Annotated in this window: 13 protein-coding genes; 4 read left to right on the top strand and 9 right to left on the bottom strand. The window is 66.9% G+C overall.

Features of this window, described 5'->3' with window-relative positions:
• From AC5L3C_RS09725 to eccCa, 8 genes are all read right to left on the bottom strand, one after another.
• The gene (locus AC5L3C_RS09725) at positions 1–2,274 is read right to left on the bottom strand and encodes a hypothetical protein (RefSeq protein ID WP_493648443.1); all 2,274 of its coding nucleotides are present in this window, start codon (positions 2,272–2,274) and stop codon (positions 1–3) included.
• 208 nt (positions 2,275–2,482) lie between these two features.
• Positions 2,483–3,322, bottom strand: coding sequence for a hypothetical protein (locus AC5L3C_RS09720; RefSeq protein ID WP_125503922.1), 840 nt, complete (start codon positions 3,320–3,322; stop codon positions 2,483–2,485).
• On the bottom strand, positions 3,319–5,682 hold the full coding sequence (locus AC5L3C_RS09715; protein ID WP_125503921.1) for a DUF6571 family protein: 2,364 nt from the start codon (positions 5,680–5,682) through the stop codon (positions 3,319–3,321). Before AC5L3C_RS09715 ends, AC5L3C_RS09720 begins: the two co-directional genes overlap by 4 nt.
• A gap of 75 nt (positions 5,683–5,757) precedes the next feature.
• Entirely contained in the window at positions 5,758–6,150 is a 393-nt protein-coding gene (locus tag AC5L3C_RS09710; RefSeq protein WP_125503920.1) for a hypothetical protein, read from the bottom strand.
• Between the two features lie 137 nt (positions 6,151–6,287).
• Positions 6,288–6,872, bottom strand: coding sequence for a hypothetical protein (locus AC5L3C_RS09705; RefSeq protein WP_125503919.1), 585 nt, complete (start codon positions 6,870–6,872; stop codon positions 6,288–6,290).
• Positions 6,869–9,202 carry a DUF6571 family protein gene (locus AC5L3C_RS09700; protein WP_493648440.1) on the bottom strand — a complete coding sequence of 778 codons (2,334 nt, stop codon included), beginning with the start codon at positions 9,200–9,202 and terminating at the stop codon, positions 6,869–6,871. Before AC5L3C_RS09700 ends, AC5L3C_RS09705 begins: the two co-directional genes overlap by 4 nt.
• 17 nt (positions 9,203–9,219) lie before the next feature.
• The gene (locus AC5L3C_RS09695) at positions 9,220–9,699 is read right to left on the bottom strand and encodes a hypothetical protein (RefSeq protein WP_125503918.1); all 480 of its coding nucleotides are present in this window, start codon (positions 9,697–9,699) and stop codon (positions 9,220–9,222) included.
• A gap of 158 nt (positions 9,700–9,857) precedes the next feature.
• Complete coding sequence (eccCa, locus tag AC5L3C_RS09690) at positions 9,858–13,835, bottom strand: type VII secretion protein EccCa (protein ID WP_125503917.1); 3,978 nt, start codon at positions 13,833–13,835, stop codon at positions 9,858–9,860.
• A 321-nt stretch (positions 13,836–14,156) separates the two neighbouring features.
• On the opposite strand from eccCa, the gene eccD reads away from it, so the two are divergent.
• Positions 14,157–15,656: a type VII secretion integral membrane protein EccD gene (gene eccD, locus AC5L3C_RS09685; RefSeq protein ID WP_493653798.1), complete on the top strand. Its 1,500-nt coding sequence runs from the start codon at positions 14,157–14,159 to the stop codon at positions 15,654–15,656.
• A 55-nt stretch (positions 15,657–15,711) separates the two neighbouring features.
• Here eccD and AC5L3C_RS09680 read toward each other — a convergent pair whose 3' ends face one another.
• The gene (locus tag AC5L3C_RS09680) at positions 15,712–15,993 is read right to left on the bottom strand and encodes a DUF397 domain-containing protein (RefSeq protein ID WP_125503916.1); all 282 of its coding nucleotides are present in this window, start codon (positions 15,991–15,993) and stop codon (positions 15,712–15,714) included.
• 280 nt (positions 15,994–16,273) lie between these two features.
• Between AC5L3C_RS09680 and rpsO the strand changes: the two genes are divergently transcribed.
• The 3 genes from rpsO to AC5L3C_RS09665 all read left to right on the top strand — a co-directional run bounded on the left by rpsO (position 16,274) and on the right by AC5L3C_RS09665 (position 20,512).
• Positions 16,274–16,561 carry a 30S ribosomal protein S15 gene (gene rpsO / locus AC5L3C_RS09675; RefSeq protein WP_125503915.1) on the top strand — a complete coding sequence of 96 codons (288 nt, stop codon included), beginning with the start codon at positions 16,274–16,276 and terminating at the stop codon, positions 16,559–16,561.
• Between the two features lie 358 nt (positions 16,562–16,919).
• Positions 16,920–19,136: a polyribonucleotide nucleotidyltransferase gene (locus AC5L3C_RS09670; protein WP_493648438.1), complete on the top strand. Its 2,217-nt coding sequence runs from the start codon at positions 16,920–16,922 to the stop codon at positions 19,134–19,136.
• Positions 19,133–20,512 (top strand): M16 family metallopeptidase, encoded by a 1,380-nt coding sequence (locus tag AC5L3C_RS09665; protein WP_493648437.1) that lies wholly within the window; start codon positions 19,133–19,135, stop codon positions 20,510–20,512. The genes AC5L3C_RS09670 and AC5L3C_RS09665 overlap by 4 nt, the downstream gene beginning before the upstream one ends.
• Positions 20,513–20,537: the final 25 nt, after the last annotated feature.

Raw genomic sequence — 20,537 nt, 5'->3', positions numbered from 1 at the left:
TCACTTCCTCGTACGCAGTGCCGAGTACGCGTCCTCGCGCCCGGTGATGAAGCTCTGCTTGGCCTCACCCTTGGCGTGCTCGTGCGCCTCGGAGCCCTGGATGCCGTGCTCGCCGCCCCATGCGTCGAGGAGGACGTTCGTACCGCCGATGCCAGCGGACGTCGTGCTGCTGTCCTCGGACCTGGCGGCATCCTCCGCCGCGGCCGTGACGTCCTTGGAGTACTCGTAGGTGGCCGCGTCGACCATGCGCTGGACCGGGTCGCCCACCACGGGTATCTGGGTGAAGAGGCCGCCGACTCCGTGGTACGTGTACCGCATGGCGTCGTTGAGGTTGCCGACCTTGGTGTCCCGGTCGTCGAGGATCATGTCGGACCCGATGGCGGTCATCGAGCCGTACACCTCGCCGACGTGGCGGGCCTTGTTGTCCCAGTCGCCGACGACGTTGCTCCGCTGCTCCGCGGGCGCTTCCCTGGCTGTGTCCAGGTACTCCGCGGAGTAGAGCTTCTGGTTCTCGTACAGCATGTCGTAGACGAGCACGGGTTCGCCGTCGGGAGTCTGGCCGTATGGTGCGTCGGACACACCGCGCATCACCCGGAGCAGGCTGTGCTTGCTGTTGGTGATGTTCGACTCGTCTCCGTCGGCGTTGATCCTCGAAGCTCCTTGGGGACTGTTCGGCTCGGTGCCGCTGAGGATTGCGTGGGTGTCGGTCGTGTAGTCGGCCAGGGCCCGCCCGAGGGGGACCTTCAGGTTCTGCGGGATCGCATCGCCCTTGCCGTCCTTGTCCAACTGGGTGATCGTCTCCTGCATGACCCGGGCCTGTGCCTCGGTGTGACGGTCGAACGACGCTCCGGCGGAGTTGGGTTCCCGTCCAGTGGCCGCTGCCTCCAGGGCCGCACCGAGCCCTGTGCGATTGAGCGGGTCGTCCATGGTGATGACGGTCGGACCGGCGACCGTGCTGTACTGGGGCCAGTCGCGTTCGTGGAGCAGGTACTTCAGGTGGTCGTTGGCGACGTGGTCGGAGCCGGAGCCGTTACCCGCGGGGTCGAAGAAGGCGGTGGCCGCGTCCGGGTTCTTGCTCATGACGCCCAGGAGCCCGTCCAGGGCGTCCGCGCGGATGCCGTCGTGACCGGCTCCCCACTCGGTGTAGATACCGGGCTGCTTCTTCTCGGCGGCTATCAGATCGTCACCCAGCTGGTAGAGGAACTGGTCGTCGTACCTGACGTCACCGTGCCGCATCAGACTGACGAACGACTGGTAGCCGTACAGCGGTTGCGTGTTGGATCCGTAGTTCTTCGTGCCGTGCTTGTCGAGGCTTTCCGTCCACTGCCGGTAGAAGCGGCCGTCGTCACTGGCGAGCCAGTCCTTGAACTTCTGCGAACCCGGAGGTGCGTCGGTGACCGAGCCGGGCACCTGGGTGGCTTTGGCGACGGTGTCGGCCAGACCGCCCTGCAGTTCCATGTACTGGGCTTTGTGCTTCTTGTCGTCGTCGTGGGCCAGCTGGTTCAGCTCGTTGGTCAGCTTGATGGTGCCGTCGGGGCCGAGTCCCTTCAACAGGGTCTGGCTGAACACCTTGTTGTCGGAGTTGTCGCGGAAGGCGCGGTCGAGTTCGGCGAGTTCGGCCGCCGAGACCTTCTTGCCGTCCGCGAGTCTGGTGGCGATGTCCTCGGCGTTCTTGGCCTCGTACTGCTCGATGTCGCCCTTGGCTTGTCCGTTGAAGCCGTTGAGGGTGCCGTCGAGGGGGTCGGTGTCGATGACGACGGCGTTGAAGGCGATCTCGACGCCTTTGTCGGCGTCGGTGGTGTCCTTGACGAGTTGGTCGATGCGGTCCTGCCAGGAGCGGACGCTTTTGCGGACGCTTTCCTGGTAGTCGGGGTCGTGGTGGTAGGCGGTGCGGGTGCCTTCGCTGAGGCGTTGGGTGTCGAAGGAGACGCGTCCTTGCTCGGACACCTTCATGCCGGCGTCGATGGCTTCCTGGCGGGCGGTTTTGAGTTTGCCGCGCAGGTCGGTGAACTGGGTGTGGGCGTCGCGCAGGAGGGAGGCGATGGCTTTCGCCTCGGTCTGGGCGTTCTGGTACTCGTTGAGGGTGGTGTCGAAGCGGCGGTTGGCGGTGTTGGCGGCCAGTCCTTGCCAGGCGGGGCCGAGGGAGATGCCGTGCACGTCCCGCTTGTAGGCCTTCTCCTGTTTGCCGAACTCCTTGGCCATGTCGTCCCAGCCGTCGGCTGCCGTGGTGAGGGTGGCCAGGTCGGTCGTCATGATCTCGTGGTACGTCGGCATGGAACCCCCGTAACGTGGCGTCGGCCTGACTGGTCGAAGACTGCGGCGGACGGCTCAGGAACCGTCCAGGCTTAACAGCACATGGTTGACCGTACCGGTGGTGCCCCCCTACGTGTTCACCCCCTGAGCGACGGTGCTTCGTTCAGGGCTGCGAGCAGGCCCGTTGCGTGGTGGCCGAGTGTCTTGTGACGCAGGGGCGGGGAGGTGCTCAGGACCAATCAAGGAAGGAATCCTCAGCTGCACGGTACAGATTCTGAAGACGTGCTTCCTTCTTGCTCACTCCTACGTTTTCTGCCCGCTCTTCTATGGTGCTCCGCAGTCGGGAAAACCCGTACTTCTCGGGATCTTCGAAGGACCCTCTCTCGGTAAGTTTGTGCAGTATCCCGGTGGCTCGCCCGAATTGCCACATCAACCCGAGTGGTCTGTCTGTGTTCCCTGTGGGAGCGGTCGTAAAGTCCCTGTGCGTGAGTGTTCCGGCTTGTTGGACAATTCGGTCGAATTGTGATTCGTAGACGATATCGAAAGCATCAGGGTCCGCGCCCAGCTTGAGAATGAAATCGCCCAAATCTACCACTGATACGCTCAGGTCGTTCGGCTCGGTGGAGAAGGCCGGGTCCGAGTAGTCGACAGTGATTTGAAGGATGTTCGATACGTCGGAAGTGTAGTGGGTGAGTGCGTTGGCGAGGTTCTGGCGGATTTCCTCCGGCACGATGGTCGTTTCGGATTCCGTATAAGCCTTGATGACACGCTCTGTCATCCTGACCTCTTCTGCGGAGTGCCGGTAAGCTGCCTGGGGAGCATCTTCTCCCGCAGGACGCCCAGTCATAGAGGATTCCAACGCGTCGCCACACTTGGTGAGCGGTTCAGAATTCGCGCTCAATTTTGGCGACACGAGACTCCAGCAAAGCTCCTCGCCAGGATCCGAGGCTTCATCCTTCGAAAGGAAGAAAACGCTGCCTCCTACGATCAGGCTAGCGATAGCCGTTGCTGCGATCACCAGCGGAGCGCGACGAATTCTTCGTTCTCTCTCGGCTCCTTCAGGTGTCATCCTTGCTCCCCTGTAGCTCCCCTGGTTGCGCCAAGGCCGTGGTAATAGGCTGACCTCGCCGTAGCGTTCACCTCCATCATTCTCCCTCCAGTCTCCGTAGTCTGTGTACTTGAGACCCCCACGTGTTGTGCATGCTCATTGATCATGTTTTGAAGGCGAGGGTGGCCCTTCTCTTCGTAGTGATTGATGAGTTCTTCTCTGGTTCGATTCGAGACTTCATTATTGAGGGCCTCGGCTTCCTTCCCTGTCCCGATGTCGATGAGCCGCTGAAAGGTGTCGCCAATGACGGGAAGGCCGGTCACCGGGGCGCCGTAGACATGATATTTGTAGACCTTGTTCCAGTTGTTCGCGCCGATCTCGCTGTCTCTCTGATCGATCAGAACGTCTGCCCGTATCTGGTCAAGAGTACCCATGACGTAGCCGGCCTCCTGTGCCACTCCTTTCGCCTTGTCGGCTTGTCCCTCACCCGGCCGGGACAACAGATCCTCTTTGGTGAGCCCACCAATTTCCGTGGCGGCGAAGGAGACTTGCGAATCATGAACCGTTCGATAAGCTCCACCGTCCTCGGACACTTCACGAAGGAATCTGATCAGTGATGTTTCCTTGAGATCGAGGTCGTTGGGATCGGTGGAATAGTCAGGATCGGAAAAGTCGACGTCCTTGCCGAGGACTTGGTAAATGTCGCTCGGGTAGGACGCGACTGCGTTGGCGAAGTTCTGGCGCATATTCTGCGGGATGGCGCTTCCGTGATCCTCGATTCCCGCTTCTCCGTAAAAATTCACGACCTCTTCGAGTACTCTGCTCTCCGCAGGAGAATGCTGCGAGTAACTTTCCGGATCGAGGTCGCTTCCGGGGACGACGCCAGTCATCGCGGCTTCCAGAGCCGCCCCGAACCCCCGGTGGCTGTCAGCGTCCTCGACATCGCCGCGGTATACCAACCCACCGTCCTTCATGCTCGTCCGGTGGTCGTTCACAACATCCCAGTCCCGGTCGACCTGAAGGTAGTGCAGTCGGTCCTTACCGGACTGATGAGCCGGGTCGAAGTACGCTGTTGCGGCATCAGGGTTCTTGCTCATGACGCCGAGCAGGCCATCCAGCGGATCATTGGCGAACCAGCCTTCGGTCTTGTTCGGAGCTGAGGCATCAAACTTGTGGCTTAGGTCCCAGACGTCTTTGTTGCCGCCCAAAGCCGGGTCTTCCGCCGCGCGAATATCGTCGGCCAGTTCGTGAAGAAAGGCGCCACTGTAATCGCCGCCCCGCTGCATCAGAGTCACTATGCTCTGATAACCCAGCGCTTTGCCGCTTTCCGCCCCGACTCGGTGAACATCGGTAGCTGCAAGATCATATTCCTTGATCCCTGCGTTCTTCATCGCGGAAAGCCAGTTGTTGTAAAATTCGGCGTCAGCCGTTTTTTTCCATCTCTTGTGGGCGTCGGCGTATTCTTTCGTCCCGATCCTGAGCTGCTCGCGTTTCGAATCCGGAGGCAGTGGCTTTCCATCGAGCCCGAAAGCAGGGACCCGGGTGGCCGACGCAAGCGTCTCCGCAAGACCCTTCTGCAGCCCCAGGTAAGACTTCTTGTCGTCCTTGGCGTCAAAGTAGGCCAAATCGTTGAGCCGATTCGTGAGCTTGATGGTGCCGTTGGTTCCGAGACCATTGAGAAAGGTCTGACTGAACACCTTGTTATCAGCGTTGTCGCGGAAGGCACGGTCGAGTTCGGCGAGTTGGGCGGCGGGTATCTTTTCACCGCCTGCGAGTCTGGTGGCGATGTCCTCGGCGTTCTTGGCCTCGTACTGCTCGATGTCGCCCTTGGCTTGTCCGTTGAAGCCGTTGAGGGTGCCGTCGAGGGGGTCGGTGTCGATGACGACGGCGTTGAAGGCGATTTCGACGCCTTTGTCGGCGTCGGTGGTGTCCTTGACGAGTTGGTCGATGCGGTCCTGCCAGGAGCGGACGCTTTTGCGGACGCTTTCCTGGTAGTCGGGGTCGTGGTGGTAGGCGGTGCGGGTGCCTTCGCTGAGGCGTTGGGTGTCGAAGGAGACGCGTCCTTGCTCGGACACCTTCATGCCGGCGTCGATGGCTTCCTGGCGGGCGGTTTTGAGTTTGCCGCGCAGGTCGGTGAACTGGGTGTGGGCGTCGCGCAGGAGGGAGGCGATGGCTTTCGCCTCGGTCTGGGCGTTCTGGTACTCGTTGAGGGTGGTGTCGAAGCGGCGGTTGGCGGTGTTGGCGGCCAGTCCTTGCCAGGCGGGGCCGAGGGAGATGCCGTGCACGTCCCGCTTGTAGGCCTTCTCCTGTTTGCCGAACTCCTTGGCCATGTCGTCCCAGCCGTCGGCTGCCGTGGTGAGGGTGGCCAGGTCGGTCGTCATGATCTCGTGGTACGTCGGCATGAATCCCCGTTGGTGCGGTGTCGGCGTGATGGGTCGAAGGCGGCGGCGGTGGGCCTAGTAGCCGTCGAGGTTGGAGGACTTGCGGATGCCCTGTCCGATGCCGAAGTCGGTGTTCTGGAACAGGATGCCTGTGCTCCGCAGGGCTTCCTTCTCGGAACTCAGGCGGTTCATCAGGTTCTGCACCTGCTCGCCCCAGGTCTTGTGCGCCTTCTTCAACGCCGTCGAGGTGACCCACCCGTGGCCGTCCTTCGCGGCGAAGGCCTTGACCGCGGCGCCGGTCTCCTCGTCCGCCCAGTCGCCGGCCTTACGGGTGTCCGGCTCGATGTGGTCCTGGATCGCCTTGGCGGCAGCCTTCTTCTGCGCGGGACTGGACGCCAGGTCCTTCGCACCACCGCCCACAGGCCCCGGCGCGCCCCCCGGATCGGCCGGATACTGATTCAGCTCCATACCGACCGGCCATCCCGGCCCATCACTGTCCCCGTACACTACGTCACCACCCCGTCTTCATGATTGTCATGCGCCCGGCCAGGTTAGCAACGGGCCCGCTGCCCCCGTATCACAGGGGCGCCACTCGCCATCGGCCGTCAGGTCGGACAGCCGAGCCTTTTCGCGTAGCCGTCGAAGTACTCGGGAGCTAGTTTCTCCAGGAGCTCCCGTGAGTTTTCGTCGGACCTGATGTCGCTCAACTCCACGGTGAGGACATCTCCCTCCTCGCTGACGCCAGGGCAGCGAATGGCTGTGATTATCCCTGACGGCCAAGAGGCGACTTTGCCTCCCTCGGAGTAGTGCAGGTGCTTTCTATCGAGACCCACGAAGTGATCGCGGAGTTCAAACCCGCTCTCATGCCAATCGCCGACACCGAGCACGGAGTCGTTCCCGTCCACGTACATGTGACAAATCTGGCCCTCTGTGAGGCTGAAAGGCCCTGTGTCCTGTTCCAGTTCGTCTCCGTCATGGAGCAGGGATTCCAAAATCTCTGGATCTACGGAGATCCCGCAGATATTGTCCGGTACGAGATACGAGAGCCCTTTGTTCGATGACCCGCAGGCGGCGAGAGTTACCGCAAAAGCAACGGCAGCGATCAGTCTCACCGGCGACAGGACGAGACCCCGGATCCCGTTTTTTTGCTTCGGCAGGTAGTCGGCTGAACGGTGAGTGGAGAATTTCACGTGCCGTCTCCTGAGGAATTCCATTGGGCGCCGTCCGAATGGCACACACCTGCTTGAGTGCCGACCGCCCGAAGGAGCGAATCCCTAGTCTTCGAGTCGAAGATGCCATAGTGCGTGAAGTACGTGGTGACAGCTAGTTGAGAGGACTTAACTGTCGCTTCTCTGCCCTTCGAGTAGTCTTTTCCGGCGCTGTGCTCAGCCTTATCTGTGGTGTCTTGATTGACGCTCTCCACGACACTTTCGGAAATGTCCTCCGCCAGCCAGTTGATCGGCTCACCGACGACGGAGAAGGGGGCGGGAATGGCGCCCGTGCCGATTCCCACGATGCGGTTGACCCACTTGGCCTTGTCGGCCACCGCCTCGTTGTACTCCTTGTCCTCGGCCGTGTGGTAGTCGTAGATGGCGTCGGCCCGCGAATTGCTCATGATGCCCGCGATCGCTGCCCCCGGAGCGACCAGGTCCCCGACGCGTGCTCCGTCCTCCGCGGTGAGCTCCTTCCCCTCCGCCCTCAGGAACTCGTGCACCACGTTCGCCGTATACGCCTGCTGCGCGGCCGTGATGGCAACGTAGGCGTCCGGGTCCTGGCCCACCAGTCCGAGGAACTTCTGTGCGTCCCCGTATCCGAGGTTGGCAGGGGCGCCGTTGACCGGGAAGGTCTTGCTGTCGGGGCTCTCCAGATACATCGACCGCTGGAAGTCGCCGATGTAGTCCGCCGAGAGGTTGCCCAGACTGTCGCGCAGGGCGTGGAGAGGGCCCGTTTTCTCGTCCTCGAGGTTCCCGTTCATGTTGTGGGTCAGCAGATCCGGGTTGGCGGAGAATTTCTCCACGATGTCGTGGACCAGCTTCGCCTGCGCCTCACTGTGCCTGACCGACGGGTCGGCCGTTCCGCTGTCGTACGGGTGGCCCGTCGCGGCGGCCTCCAAGGCGTGGCCGAGGGCGTCGGGACCGAAGTTGTGAGCCTTCTCCGTCGCTTCCTCATCCGCGAGGAAGTGGACACTGTTCCTGTCGATCGTCCACTCGAAGTCCTTGTCGGTGAACAGGTCGAGGTAGGACTTGAAGTCCGTCTTCCCGCCCGACTTGACCGTCCCGTCCTCGTTGTACGCCGTGGGCTTCTCCGTGAAGAACTGCTCGGCTGCCTCGGGACTGTGTCCCAGTGCCTCGAGCACGCTGTTCAGCGGGTCGTTGCCGGAGCCGAGCTTCCCGGAGGGGTTGAAACCGTACCTGTCCTCGGCGCCGACGGGCCTGTTGGACAGGAAGCGGTGGGGATCGTCCTCGTGGAGCTGGGTCACGTGTTCCGCGATGCAGGTCAGGAACGCGGGATCGTAGTTCCCGTAGCGGAGCAGGCCGCCCAGGACCTGGTAGCCGTAGGGCTTGCCCCCCATGCCACGCTCCCATTCAATCTGCTGGGTGCCCAGTTCGCGGAACTGCGTGCCCCACCACGTGGGCAGGTGCTGCCGGTCCCCGCGGAGGCTCTGCGGGGTGTAGGGGTCGGTGGCGTTGGCCAGTGCGTGACCCATGTACTTCTGCAGGTCCCGCACTCCGGCCAGGCGCGTCTTCGAGGCGTCCTCGTCCGTTCCGTTGATTGCCATCGCGCCGTAGAACTCGAGTGTCTGCCTCGGCCCGCCCAGACCCTCGAAGAACTCGGTCGCGAACTCGCCGTTCTTCTCCCGCCCGTTGTGCCGGAGCAGCCTGTTCAGCTCGGTGAGTTCGCGGTCGGTGAGGTTCTCGCGCTTCTTGGCGAGTGCCAGGGCGCGTTCGACCTGCGCGTCGTTGAGGGAGTCGTACTCCGCGTGGCCGGCGTTGTAGAGGTCGTCGCCGTGTGCTCGCTTGAGCGCCAGTTTCGTGGAGACGTCAATGTCGTTGGCGTGCGCGAGCTTGCCTGTGATGGAGTTCGCGTAGCGCTGCCGGTCCTCCTTCGTGTCGTCCTTGCCGTCCTTCTTGTCGGCGTCCGACGCGGGCCGGAGCCCCACGTTCACCGTTCCGTCGGCGTTGTCCTGGATGGTGTAGCCCTTGCCCTCGGCCTCGTCCGTGAGCGCCCTGACGCCCTCCTGGAGCGCTTCGAGTTCACGGTGCGCGTCATTCAGGACCCGGAAGATGCTTTTGGCCTCCCTATGGAGGTCCGCGAACTCCTGGGCGGTCTTGTTCACGAACTGGCGTGTGACGCCGGCGTTCAGGCCTTCCCAACGCGCGCGGTCGGACTTCTTCTTGAGGCCGTCACGGGCGTCGGCCTCAAGCTGGCTCAGGTTGCCGACCACCTTCTTCCAGTCCGAGACTGCGGCGCCCAGCTTGCCGAGATCGACCTGCATCAGGTCGTCGTAGGTGATGGACATGCGTGAGCTTCCCCGTACTACTCGAAGTACTTGTCGAGCTCCGACACGGGCATCGCGGAGCCGTCCCGGCTCCTGATGACGGCGGCGACCCCGGCATCGTCGTTGGCGTGCAGCTTCTTGCTGAAATCCAAGTGGTTGGAGATGTGGGCGCAGGCCTGGCGCACCGCCTTCACCTGGCTCTCCCAAACCGACAGCGTCGTCATGAGTTCGTCGCCCAGGGTGAAGTGGGAGCCGGACAGGGCGGTCGCCGCTTGGTGGGTCGAGCCGGCCTGGTCGGAGTTCAGGCCTGCTCCGGCGATGTCCACCTTCTTCACGAGGTCACCGTGCAGGACGAAGGCGTCGTGCCCCACGGCACCCAGGTCGTCCTGCCGTACCACCAGATCGGGTGCTTCGCCGCCTCCCGGCCCTCCTTGGGCGGGCGCCTGGTTCAGCCGCATGCGCGTCGACTGCCGGTCGGCAGCCTGGGCCTTCAATCGCTCCCACTCGTCCCATGCCACGCTTCGCTACCCTTCGCTGCCATCAGCCGAATGCGGTCGTACCGGCTTCTTCCGTGCCGTCCGTGGCGTCCGTGCGGTGTGCGCTGTCGCCTCCGCCACGGCCGCCGGAGACGTCCGCGCGCCGGCGGACCGTCACTGCCCCTCCTCCCACGTCACCATCACCACTCCTGCTCCGGCACGAGTCCCGTCTGCACCAACGGCCGCCCCCGCCGCCGGGACACGAACACGCCTCGTCCGGCAGGCATCGGCCGCGGGCGTACCCCGCCCAGCACGTCGCCCTCGGCCGGGTCGCCCGCCAGGACGACGCCCTGGGCACCCAGCTCCTTGATGCGCTGCATGAACGACTCGTACGAGGCACGGCTCGCGCCCGCCGTGGAGCGCGCGATGACGAACCGCACGCCCACGTCGCGGGCGAACGGCAGCAGTTCGGTCAGGCCGCTCAGCGGGTTGCCGCTCGAGGTGGCCACGAGGTCGTAGTCGTCGATCACCACGTACACCGTCGGGCCCGTCCACCAGCTCCGGTCGCGCAACTGCCGGGCGGTCACCTCGGCGGTCGGGGTCCGCCGCTTGATCAGGTCGGCCAGGGCCGCCATGTGGTGGTCCATGTCGTTGGACATCGGGATGTACTCGGCGAGGTGGCTGTCCGGGGTGACCCCCAGCAGGGAGCGCCGGTTGTCCACAACGAACAGCTTGCAGTCCTCGCCCGGGTACCGTGCGGTCAGCTGCCTGATCAGCAGGCGCAGCAGGTTCGACTTGCCGGACTCGCTCTCGCCGAAGACGAGGAAGAACGGGTCCTGGTCGAAGTCGACGAAGACGGGCTCGAGATTGTTCTCGTCGAGCGCGAAGGCGATACCGCGCCGCGGGAAACGGTCCCCCGGGGGCAGCTGCTCCACCGGGACCTCGCGCGGCAGCAGGCGCACCTCCGGCGCACCCGGTGCCTGCCAGTGCCGGGACACCTCGGCCGCCAGCGCGGACGTCGCGTCCGCCAGGTCGGTGTCCGAGGTCAGCCCGTCGATGCGCGGCACCGCCGCCATGAAGTGCAGCTTCTGTGGTGACAGACCCCGGCCGGGCACACCGGTGGGCACGTTGGCCGCCACCTTCCGGTCCAGCTCGGAGTCCATGGTGTCACCGAGCCTCAGCTCCAGCCGGTTCAGCAGGCTGTCCTTGAGCGCGGACCGCACCTCCATCGACCGGGACGCCGAGAGAATCAGGTGGATCCCGTACCCCAGACCGCGGGCGGCGATGTCCGTGACCACCTGGTCGAGCGCCTCGTAGTCGGCGCGGAAGTTGGCCCAGCCGTCGATCACCAGGAAGACGTCGCCCCACGGCTGATCGGTGACCGAGATGTCGCCTCGAGCACGGCGCGTGCGGAACTCGGCGATGGAGGAGATGCCCGAAGCCCGGAAGTACTCCTCGCGGCGGGTCAGGACCCCGTGGACCTCCGCGACCGTGCGCCGCACCTTCTCCGGATCCAGACGGGAGGCGATGCCGCCGACATGCGGCAGCCCAGCCACCGAGGACATGCCGCCGCCACCGAAGTCCAGTCCGTAGAACTGCACTTCGTGCGGTGTATGGGTGAGCGCGAAGGAACAGATCAGCGAACGCAGCAGCGTCGACTTGCCGGACTGTGGTCCGCCGAGGATCTGCATGTGCCCCGCCGCGCCCGAGAAGTCCACCCACAGCGGGTCACGGCGCTGCTCGTAAGGCTTGTCGAGGAGGCCGACCGGGACGACCAGGCGCCCGGCGCCCTCGAAGCCGGGCTGAGTGAGGCCCCGGCCCTCCACGGCGGCGAGACCGGGCAGCAGCCCGTCCAGCGACGGCGGGCTGTCAAGCGGCGGCAGCCACACCTGGTGGGCCGCCGGACCCTGGGCCTCCAGTCGGCGTACGACCACGTCGAGCACGGTGTCCGCCAGCGCGTCGTCCACCTCGTCGGCGCCGCCCGTCGGGTCCGTGCCCTGCCGCGGCACCGGGACGTACCGCACGGGTACCTCCGTCGCCGTGAAGAGCACCGGCCGCCGGTCCACCGGCAGCGGGCCGCCCAAGGGCGTGTCCCGCTGCCCTCCGGATCGGTAGACGCCCGACACGTACGCCGCCTTGAACCGCAGCATCTCGTCCGTGCCGAACTTCAGGATCCCCGAACCCGGTACGTTCGGCAGCTCGTACGCGTCCGGCACGCCCAGCGCCGCCCGCGACTCGGCGGCGGAGAAGGTGCGCAGGCCGATGCGGTACGACAGGTACGTCTCCAGGCCGCGCAGCCGTCCCTCCTCCAGTCGCTGCGAGGCCAGCAACAGGTGCACGCCCAACGACCGGCCGATGCGGCCGATCTGCACGAACATGTCGATGAAGTCCGGCTTCGCCGTCAGCAGTTCGCTGAACTCGTCGATGACCAGCAGCAGGGAGGGGATGGGCTGGAGCGGCGCGCCCGCCGCGCGGGCCTTCTCGTAGTCGTGGATGTTGGCGTAGTTGCCCGCGTCGCGCAGCATCTCCTGGCGGCGGTTGAGCTCACCGCGGATGGAGTCGCCCATGCGGTCGACGAGGGTCAGGTCGTCCGCCAGGTTGGTGATGACCGCCGCCACGTGCGGCATCTGTGCCATGCCGGCGAAGGTGGCGCCGCCCTTGAAGTCCGCCAGGACGAAGTTCAGGGTCTCGGAGGAGTGGGTGACCGCGAGGCCCAGTACCAGGGTGCGCAGTAGTTCCGACTTGCCGGAACCCGTGGCGCCGACACACAGGCCGTGCGGGCCCATGCCCTCCTGTGCCGCCTCCTTGATGTCGAGCATCACCGGCCGGCCGTCCTCGCCGACGCCGATCGGCACCCGCAGCCGTTCCGCCTGCGACCGCGGCCGCCAGGTGCGCCGGGTGTCGACGGAGGCGGCGTCGCCCAGGTTCAGCAGGTCCGTGAACTCCAGGTTCGCGAGCAGCGGCTCGTCGTCGTCCCCGCCCGAGGCCATCCGCAGCGGCGCCAGCTGACGGGCCAGCGCCTCCGCGGACTCCTGCGACAGTGCGTCGGGCGTTCCCTCGTAGACCGCGCCGTGAGCCGACTCCAGACGAAGCGCGCGCGGTTCCACGACGACGGAGAGGTCGCCGTGCGGACCCGCCGTCTCCCGCCCGGTCACCTCGACGACCGTCACGCCCTGCAGACCCTCGGGGCCCGCCAGTACGGACTCCGGCGGCAGGGATACGCCGTCGAGGAGGACGACGATGTGCGGGGTGTCCGGCAGCGGCGCGGCGTTCGGATGGAAACGCGGGCGTGCGGCCAGCCGGGAAGCCAGTAGGTCCTCCACCTCACGGGGGTCCCCGCCGATCAGACGGCGAGAGCCGGCGCCGTCCGTGACACCGGACAGCTGGACGTGTGGCAGCCACTTGGCCCACTCCCAGTGCGGCAGTTCCTCCCGGCCGGCCACGATCGCGACGATCAGGTCCTCGGGGGAGTGCAGCGAGGCCAGCGAACCCGTCAGCGCCCGGACGGAGGAGCGTACGGACTCCGGTTCGCCGCCGAGCGTGACGTGGTGGAAGGCGCGCAGGGAGACCGCCATCGGCAGGTCGTCCAGGGTGCCGTGGACCGAGACGAACCGCTGCATCGCGCCCGCCGTCAGCGGCTCCAGCTGATCGACCGGGCCCGTCTCCGGGGCGACCAGCGGGGTGGCCAGAGGCTGGGGACCGAGACCGATGCGCACCTGGGCGAAGTCCTCGTCGCCCGGCCGCCGTTCCCACACCCGGCTGCCCTCGGCGACGAGCGCCCACAACTGCTCGGGGGAGGGGTGAAGATAGTACTGGGCGTCACGCTGTGCCCTCGCCGTCTCCTGGGTGACCCGACGGGTCTGTGAGAGGTAGCTCAGGTAGTCGCGGCGCAGGTCGGCGATCTGTCCCTGGGAACCCCGGCGGAAGCGGACCACCATGGCGATCGACATGGCGATCGTCGACGCGATCATCACCATGCCCATGATCCGCATGAACGGCTGCCCGCTGGTGAAGAAGAAGACGACCGAGCCGCCCATACCCAGCGTCGGCAGCAACTGCATCAGCACGCTCTCGTGCTGGTTGCGCGGCAGTTCCGGCGGCGGCTGGACCATCACCTCGCCCGCGGGCACCTCCGGCGGCAGCGCTCGTGGCGGGCGCTTCACGACGATCTGGCTCACTGCTCACCAATTCCCTTGCCGACCCACTGGGTTTGCCGTCCACCACCCCGTCTCAGGCAGACGAGGGCCGCCGTGTGATCCTACTGATCCCCTCACACACAGGCGGGCGGTAGGGTGCCGGATGTTCGCGTGAGCACACGCGAGGATCGGCGGACGTACGGGGCATTCCGGGGGATGCGGCGCGAGCGCATGCGCCGGGCCCGGCCGGACGGTCTCCCGTCCGCTCCGCACCACCGGAACCCGCGACCTGCGCCGGAAGGCGCGCGGGTTCCTTCACACCGCAGACACGGCAGCAGCACCGAGGGGGAACAGCAGGTGAGCATGACGGCCGCCACCGGCGCCAGCGAGTCCGGCCGGGGAGCCTCTCCCGGGACGGTGACGGGGCTCGGCTTCTGCCGGGTCACCATCGTCGCGCCCGACAGCCGGATCGACGTGGCGCTCCCCGACGACGTACCGGTCGCCGACGTCTACCCCGAGATCCTCCGGCTCTCCCGGCAGACCGCCGCAGAGGGCGCCCCGGTCGGCTACCACCTCGTCCGCCGCGACGGCACCGTCCTCGACAGTTCCCGTTCTTTCACGGCCCAGCGCATTCTCGACGGCGAACTCCTCACCCTGCGCCCCTTCGCCGCATCGCTGCCTCCGGCCGTCTTCGACGATGTCTCCGAGGCGGTCGCCTCCGCGGTGACCCGTGACCGCTCCCTGTGGCACGGCGATCTCACCCGCGCGGCGGGCCTGGTGGGCGGCGGTCTGCTGCTCGCCCTACTCGCCTTCGTCGCCTGGACCGCCGACCCGCTCCACGACATGCACAGCCTCCCCGGCATCCTCGCGGGCGTCGCCGGGGTGCTCCTCGTCACCCTCGCCTGCGTCCGCGCCCGTGTCTACGACGACCGGGCCTCGGCCATCGCGCTGGGTCTCGGCGCCCTCCCCAACGTGGGCGTGGCAGGCTCCGGCCTGCTGTCCCTCTCCGAAGGGCAGGGCGTGGGGAAACTGCAGTTCCTGCTCGCCTGTGCGGCGGTGCTGGTGGCCTCGGTGATCCTCACCCTGTGCTCACCCCGAGGCGACGGCCCGTTCGTCGCCTTCGCGGTCGCCTCGGGCCTCGCCCTGGTCACCTCTTTCGCGGCGCTGCTGAACAAGTGGACCCCGGCCGAGATCGCCGCCCTGTGCGCCCCTGTTGCCGTCGGCGCCCTGGCCTTCCTGCCGGGCATGTCCATGCGTTTCGCCCGACTGCCCGTCGGCTTCGAGACCCCGGACACCGCCCCGCGCAGCGCGTACGCCGCCGAGCCCGAACCGCACGAGCTGGTGGACGCCGCACGGATCGGGGCCCAGGCGCGGCGCGGCCACGAACTCCTCGTCGGCCTGGTCGGCGGCTGCTCGCTGGTCGCGCTCGGCGCGGCCCTGGTGCTGGGCTTCTCCGACGACCTCTGGGCGCAGCTGCTGGCCCTGGCCACCGGTATCGCCCTGCTGATGCGGGCGCAGCTGTTCCGCTACACCGCACAGGTCGCCGCCGTCCTGGCCGCCGGTCTCGGCTCTCTGATCGTGCTCGGTCTCGGCCTGGCGCTCGACCCGCCGAACGCCTTGGTCCGCGCGGCCCTGGCGGGAAACAGCACCGACCTCGACATCCGCACGGTCTGGCTGATCGCCGCCATCGCCGCGGCGGCCGCGCTCGTCACCGCCATCGGACTGATGGCGTCCCGCAGCGGTCTGACGCCCTTCTGGGGACGCTTCCTGGAAATCGCCGAGGGCTTCGTTCTGCTGACGCTGGTACCGCTGGCGCTCGCCGTCTTCGACGTGTACGCGTCGGTGCGGTCGATGACCGGCTGACGTGCCGGCGCAAGGCGCGCCGGACTCGCGCACCCTTTTCCGGCGCGTACGCCGGTCAGCCGGCGTCGGGGCCCGCCGGCTCCAGGTCGAACTCCCCGTCCCGCGCGCCCAGCACGAAGGCCCGCCACTCCGCCTCCGTGTACCGCAGGACCGTCTCCGGGTCGAGGGAGGACCGCATGGCCACGGCACCACCGGGCAGGTACGCGATCTCGACCCGCTCCTCGTGCTCCTCGGTACCGGGCGCGCTGTGCCATTCGACGCCGGAGATGTCGAGGGCGTAGAGCTCGTCCCTCTCCCGCTCCTTGCGTGCCTTGATCTCCTCAGCCGTCTCCGCCATGCCGCAGCGACCCCTTCCCGACGTTCCCCGACGCTCGAATCCGTTCCGGGCATCACTCTAGTGGCGCCTGCCGCCCGACCTGGGCGGTTCCGCGGACCGGGGCGGAGCCCTCGCCGCCGCCTGGTACGCTGGCCGACGGCCGTTTGTGTACGCACCCCCGGAGCGAGCTCTCACTCTGGTGGCCGCGCCCAGCGGATCCCCGCCTTCCGAGTCATGGAAGACCCCCCGAGACGCAGACCGGGGGCACTCGGTGGCCACTCACAGACCATGAGGAGTACGCGTGTCGCTCGACGCCGCAGTGAAGAAGCAGATCATCACCGAGTTCGGTACCAAGGAGGGTGACACCGGCTCCCCCGAGGTCCAGGTCGCCCTGCTGTCCCGTCGCATCTCCGACCTGACGGAGCACCTCAAGACCCACAAGCACGACCACCACTCCCGCCGTGGTCTGCTGATCCTCGTCGGCCAGCGCCGCCGGCTGCTGCAGTACCTCGCCAAGAAGGACATCCAGCGCTTCCGTACGCTGGTCGACCGCCTCGGCATCCGCCGCGGTGCGGCGGGCGCCAAGTAGGACGCCGTGAAGGGAGCGGTTCCCTGGGAGAAGGGGACCGCTCCCTTTGCTGTACGTGCGGACTGTCACCACGCCTTTGTAGTGTGGTAACACAACGCAAGAGACACGACTCAGTGTGATGACCCGGACCGCATCGGGTAGGCGGCCCCACGGACACCACCGACCGACGTCATCGGACGTCACGACGCACGAGGAGGAGCGCACCCCGCCGCCGGTCCTCGGTAGTGGCCCCCGGAAGAGTGAACCCGGGTGCTTCGATCGAAGACCGGCCCGCACCAGTGGAGCGCTTCTCCGCCTGTCCCCCCGCCACACGGGCGAGGCAGGGACAAAAGACGACAAAGTAACGGAGAAAACGCTAGTGGAGAACGAGACCCACTACGCCGAGGCCGTCATCGACAACGGCTCCTTCGGCACCCGCACCATCCGCTTCGAGACGGGCCGCCTGGCCCGTCAGGCCGCCGGTTCCGCCGTGGCCTACCTGGACGACGACACCATGGTGCTGTCGGCCACCACCGCCTCCAAGAACCCCAAGGACCAGCTCGACTTCTTCCCCCTCACGGTGGACGTCGAGGAGCGGATGTACGCCGCCGGCCGGATCCCCGGCTCCTTCTTCCGCCGGGAGGGCCGGCCCTCCGAGGACGCCATCCTCACCTGCCGCCTCATCGACCGCCCGCTGCGCCCGTCCTTCAAGAAGGGCCTGCGCAACGAGATCCAGGTCGTCGCCACGATCATGGCCCTCAACCCCGACCACCTGTACGACGTCGTGGCGATCAACGCCGCCTCCGCGTCCACGCAGCTGGCCGGTCTGCCCTTCTCCGGCCCGATCGGCGGCGTCCGCGTCGCGCTGATCCGCGGCCAGTGGGTGGCCTTCCCGACGCACACCGAGCTCGAGGACGCCGTCTTCGACATGGTCGTCGCGGGCCGCACCCTGGAGGACGGCGACGTCGCGATCATGATGGTCGAGGCCGAGGCCACCGAGAAGACCATCAAGCTGGTCGAGGGCGGCGCCGAGGCGCCGACCGAGGAGATCGTGGCCGCCGGTCTGGAGGCCGCGAAGCCCTTCATCAAGGTGCTCTGCCGCGCCCAGGCCGACCTCGCCGCCAAGGCCGCCAAGCCGACCGCCGAGTTCCCGATCTTCCTGGACTACCAGGACGACGTCCTCGAGGCGCTGACCGGCGCTGTCAAGCCCGAGCTGGCCCAGGCGCTCACCATCGCAGGCAAGCAGGAGCGCGAGGCCGAGCTGGACCGCGTCAAGGCGCTCGCCGCCGAGAAGCTCCTGCCGGAGTTCGAGGGCCGCGAGAAGGAGATCTCCGCCGCGTACCGCTCGCTGACCAAGTCCCTGGTCCGTGAGCGCGTCATCAAGGAGAAGAAGCGCATCGACGGCCGCGGTGTCACCGACATCCGCACCCTGGCCGCCGAGGTCGAGGCCATCCCGCGGGTGCACGGCTCGGCGCTGTTCGAGCGTGGCGAGACCCAGATCCTGGGCGTCACCACCCTCAACATGCTCCGTATGGAGCAGCAGCTGGACACCCTCTCCCCGGTGACCCGCAAGCGCTACATGCACAACTACAACTTCCCGCCCTACTCCACCGGCGAGACCGGCCGCGTGGGCTCCCCGAAGCGCCGCGAGATCGGCCACGGCGCCCTCGCCGAGCGCGCCCTGCTCCCGGTCCTGCCGACGCGCGAGGAGTTCCCCTACGCGATCCGCCAGGTGTCCGAGGCGCTCGGCTCCAACGGGTCGACGTCCATGGGCTCCGTGTGCGCCTCCACCATGTCGCTGCTGAACGCCGGTGTGCCGCTCAAGGCCCCGGTCGCCGGCATCGCCATGGGCCTGATCTCCCAGGAGATCGAGGGCGAGACCCACTACGTCACCCTCACCGACATCCTCGGTGCGGAGGACGCCTTCGGCGACATGGACTTCAAGGTCGCCGGCACCAAGGAGTTCGTCACCGCCCTCCAGCTCGACACCAAGCTGGACGGCATTCCGGCCTCAGTCCTGGCCGCCGCCCTCAAGCAGGCCCGTGACGCCCGCCTCCACATCCTCGACGTGATGATGGAAGCGATCGACACGCCGGACGAGATGTCCCCGAACGCGCCGCGGATCATCACCGTGAAGATCCCGGTCGACAAGATCGGCGAGGTCATCGGCCCCAAGGGCAAGATGATCAACCAGATCCAGGAGGACACCGGCGCCGAGATCACCATCGAGGACGACGGCACGATCTACATCGGCGCCTCCGACGGCCCGGCCGCCGAGGCCGCCCGCACCACGATCAACGGCATCGCCAACCCGACGATGCCCGAGGTCGGCGAGCGCTACCTGGGCACGGTCGTCAAGACGACCACGTTCGGCGCGTTCGTCTCCCTGCTGCCCGGCAAGGACGGTCTGCTGCACATCTCGCAGATCCGCAAGCTGGCCGGCGGCAAGCGTGTGGAGAACGTCGAGGACGTCGTCGGCGTGGGCCAGAAGGTCCAGGTCGAGATCGCCGAGATCGACTCCCGCGGCAAGCTCTCCCTGATCCCCGTGATCGAGGGCGAAGAGGGCGACGAGAAGAAGGACGACGCCGCCAAGTGACGTCCCGTAACGCCAGGACGACGGCCCGCACCTCCTCGGAGGGGCGGGCCGTCGCCCGTACCCAAACCCTCATCAAGGGCGAGAACGGCATCGGCACGGTCCGCAGGACCACGCTCCCCGGCGGCCTGCGCATCGTCACCGAGACCGTGCCCTCGGTCCGCTCGGCGACCTTCGGCATCTGGGCGCACGTCGGCTCCCGCGACGAGACCCCGGCGCTCAACGGCGCCACCCACTACCTGGAGCACCTGCTCTTCAAGGGCACCTCCCGCCGGTCCGCCCTGGACATCTCCTCCGCCCTCGACGCCGTCGGCGGCGAGATGAACGCGTTCACGGCCAAGGAGTACACGTGCTACTACGCGCGCGTGCTCGACATCGACCTGCCGCTGGCCATCGACGTGGTCTGCGACATGCTCACCGGCTCCGTGATCCGCCAGGAGGACGTCGACGTCGAGCGCGGCGCCATCCTCGAAGAGATCGCCATGACCGAGGACGACCCGGGCGACTGCGTGCACGACCTGTTCGCGCACACCATGTTCGGCGACAACCCCCTGGGCCGCCCGGTCCTCGGCACGGTCGACACCGTCAACGCCCTCACCGCCGACCGCATCCGCCGCTTCTACAAGAAGCACTACGACCCGACCCACCTCGTGGTCGCCTGCGCCGGCAACGTCGACCACCACAAGGTCGTACGCCAGGTCCGCGCCGCCTTCGAGAAGGCCGGCGCGCTCACGGACCCGTCCGCCGAGCCGATCGCCCCGCGCGGCGGACGGCGCGCCCTGCGCACCGCGGGCCGGGTCGAACTGATCGGCCGCAGGACCGAGCAGGCGCACATCGTCCTCGGCATGCCGGGACTGGCCCGCACCGACGAGCGCCGCTGGGCGCTCGGCGTGCTGAACACCGCCCTCGGCGGAGGCATGTCCTCCCGCCTGTTCCAGGAGGTCCGGGAGAAGCGCGGCCTGGCCTACAGCGTGTACTCCTACACCTCGGGCTTCGCCGACTGCGGCCTGTTCGGCGTGTATGCCGGGTGCCGGCCCACGCAGGTGCACGACGTGCTGAAGATCTGCCGTGACGAACTCGACCAGGTCGCCGAGCACGGACTGCCCGACGACGAGATCGAGCGGGCCATCGGCCAGCTGAGGGGTTCCACGGTCCTCGGCCTGGAGGACACCGGCGCGCTGATGAACCGTATCGGCAAGAGCGAGCTGTGCTGGGGCGAGCAGATGTCGGTCGATGACATGCTGGCCCGGATAGCCTCGGTCACCCCGGACGACGTCCGCTCGGTCGCCCGCGACGTCCTGCGTCGGCGGCCCTCCCTGTCGGTCATCGGCCCGCTCAAGGACAAGCAGGCGTCCCGGCTGCACGACGCCGTCGCCTGACGATCACGGGTAAGGAAGCAACGAA

Source organism: Streptomyces speibonae (assembly GCF_984686075.1).
Note: the sequence above shows the minus strand (reverse complement) of the source record. Positions and strands in the feature narration are given on the sequence as shown.

Excerpts from the sequence above, each read along its gene's own strand:
- AC5L3C_RS09680 (WP_125503916.1), bottom strand. The coding sequence starts at position 15,993 with ATGGCGGAGACGGCTGAGGAGATCAAGGCACGCAAGGAGCGGGAGAGG.
- AC5L3C_RS09700 (WP_493648440.1), bottom strand. The coding sequence starts at position 9,202 with ATGTCCATCACCTACGACGACCTGATGCAGGTCGATCTCGGCAAGCTG.
- AC5L3C_RS09710 (WP_125503920.1), bottom strand. The coding sequence starts at position 6,150 with ATGGAGCTGAATCAGTATCCGGCCGATCCGGGGGGCGCGCCGGGGCCT.
- AC5L3C_RS09715 (WP_125503921.1), bottom strand. The coding sequence starts at position 5,682 with ATGACGACCGACCTGGCCACCCTCACCACGGCAGCCGACGGCTGGGAC.
- eccD (WP_493653798.1), top strand. The coding sequence starts at position 14,157 with ATGACGGCCGCCACCGGCGCCAGCGAGTCCGGCCGGGGAGCCTCTCCC.
- AC5L3C_RS09725 (WP_493648443.1), bottom strand. The coding sequence starts at position 2,274 with ATGCCGACGTACCACGAGATCATGACGACCGACCTGGCCACCCTCACC.
- AC5L3C_RS09720 (WP_125503922.1), bottom strand. The coding sequence starts at position 3,322 with ATGACACCTGAAGGAGCCGAGAGAGAACGAAGAATTCGTCGCGCTCCG.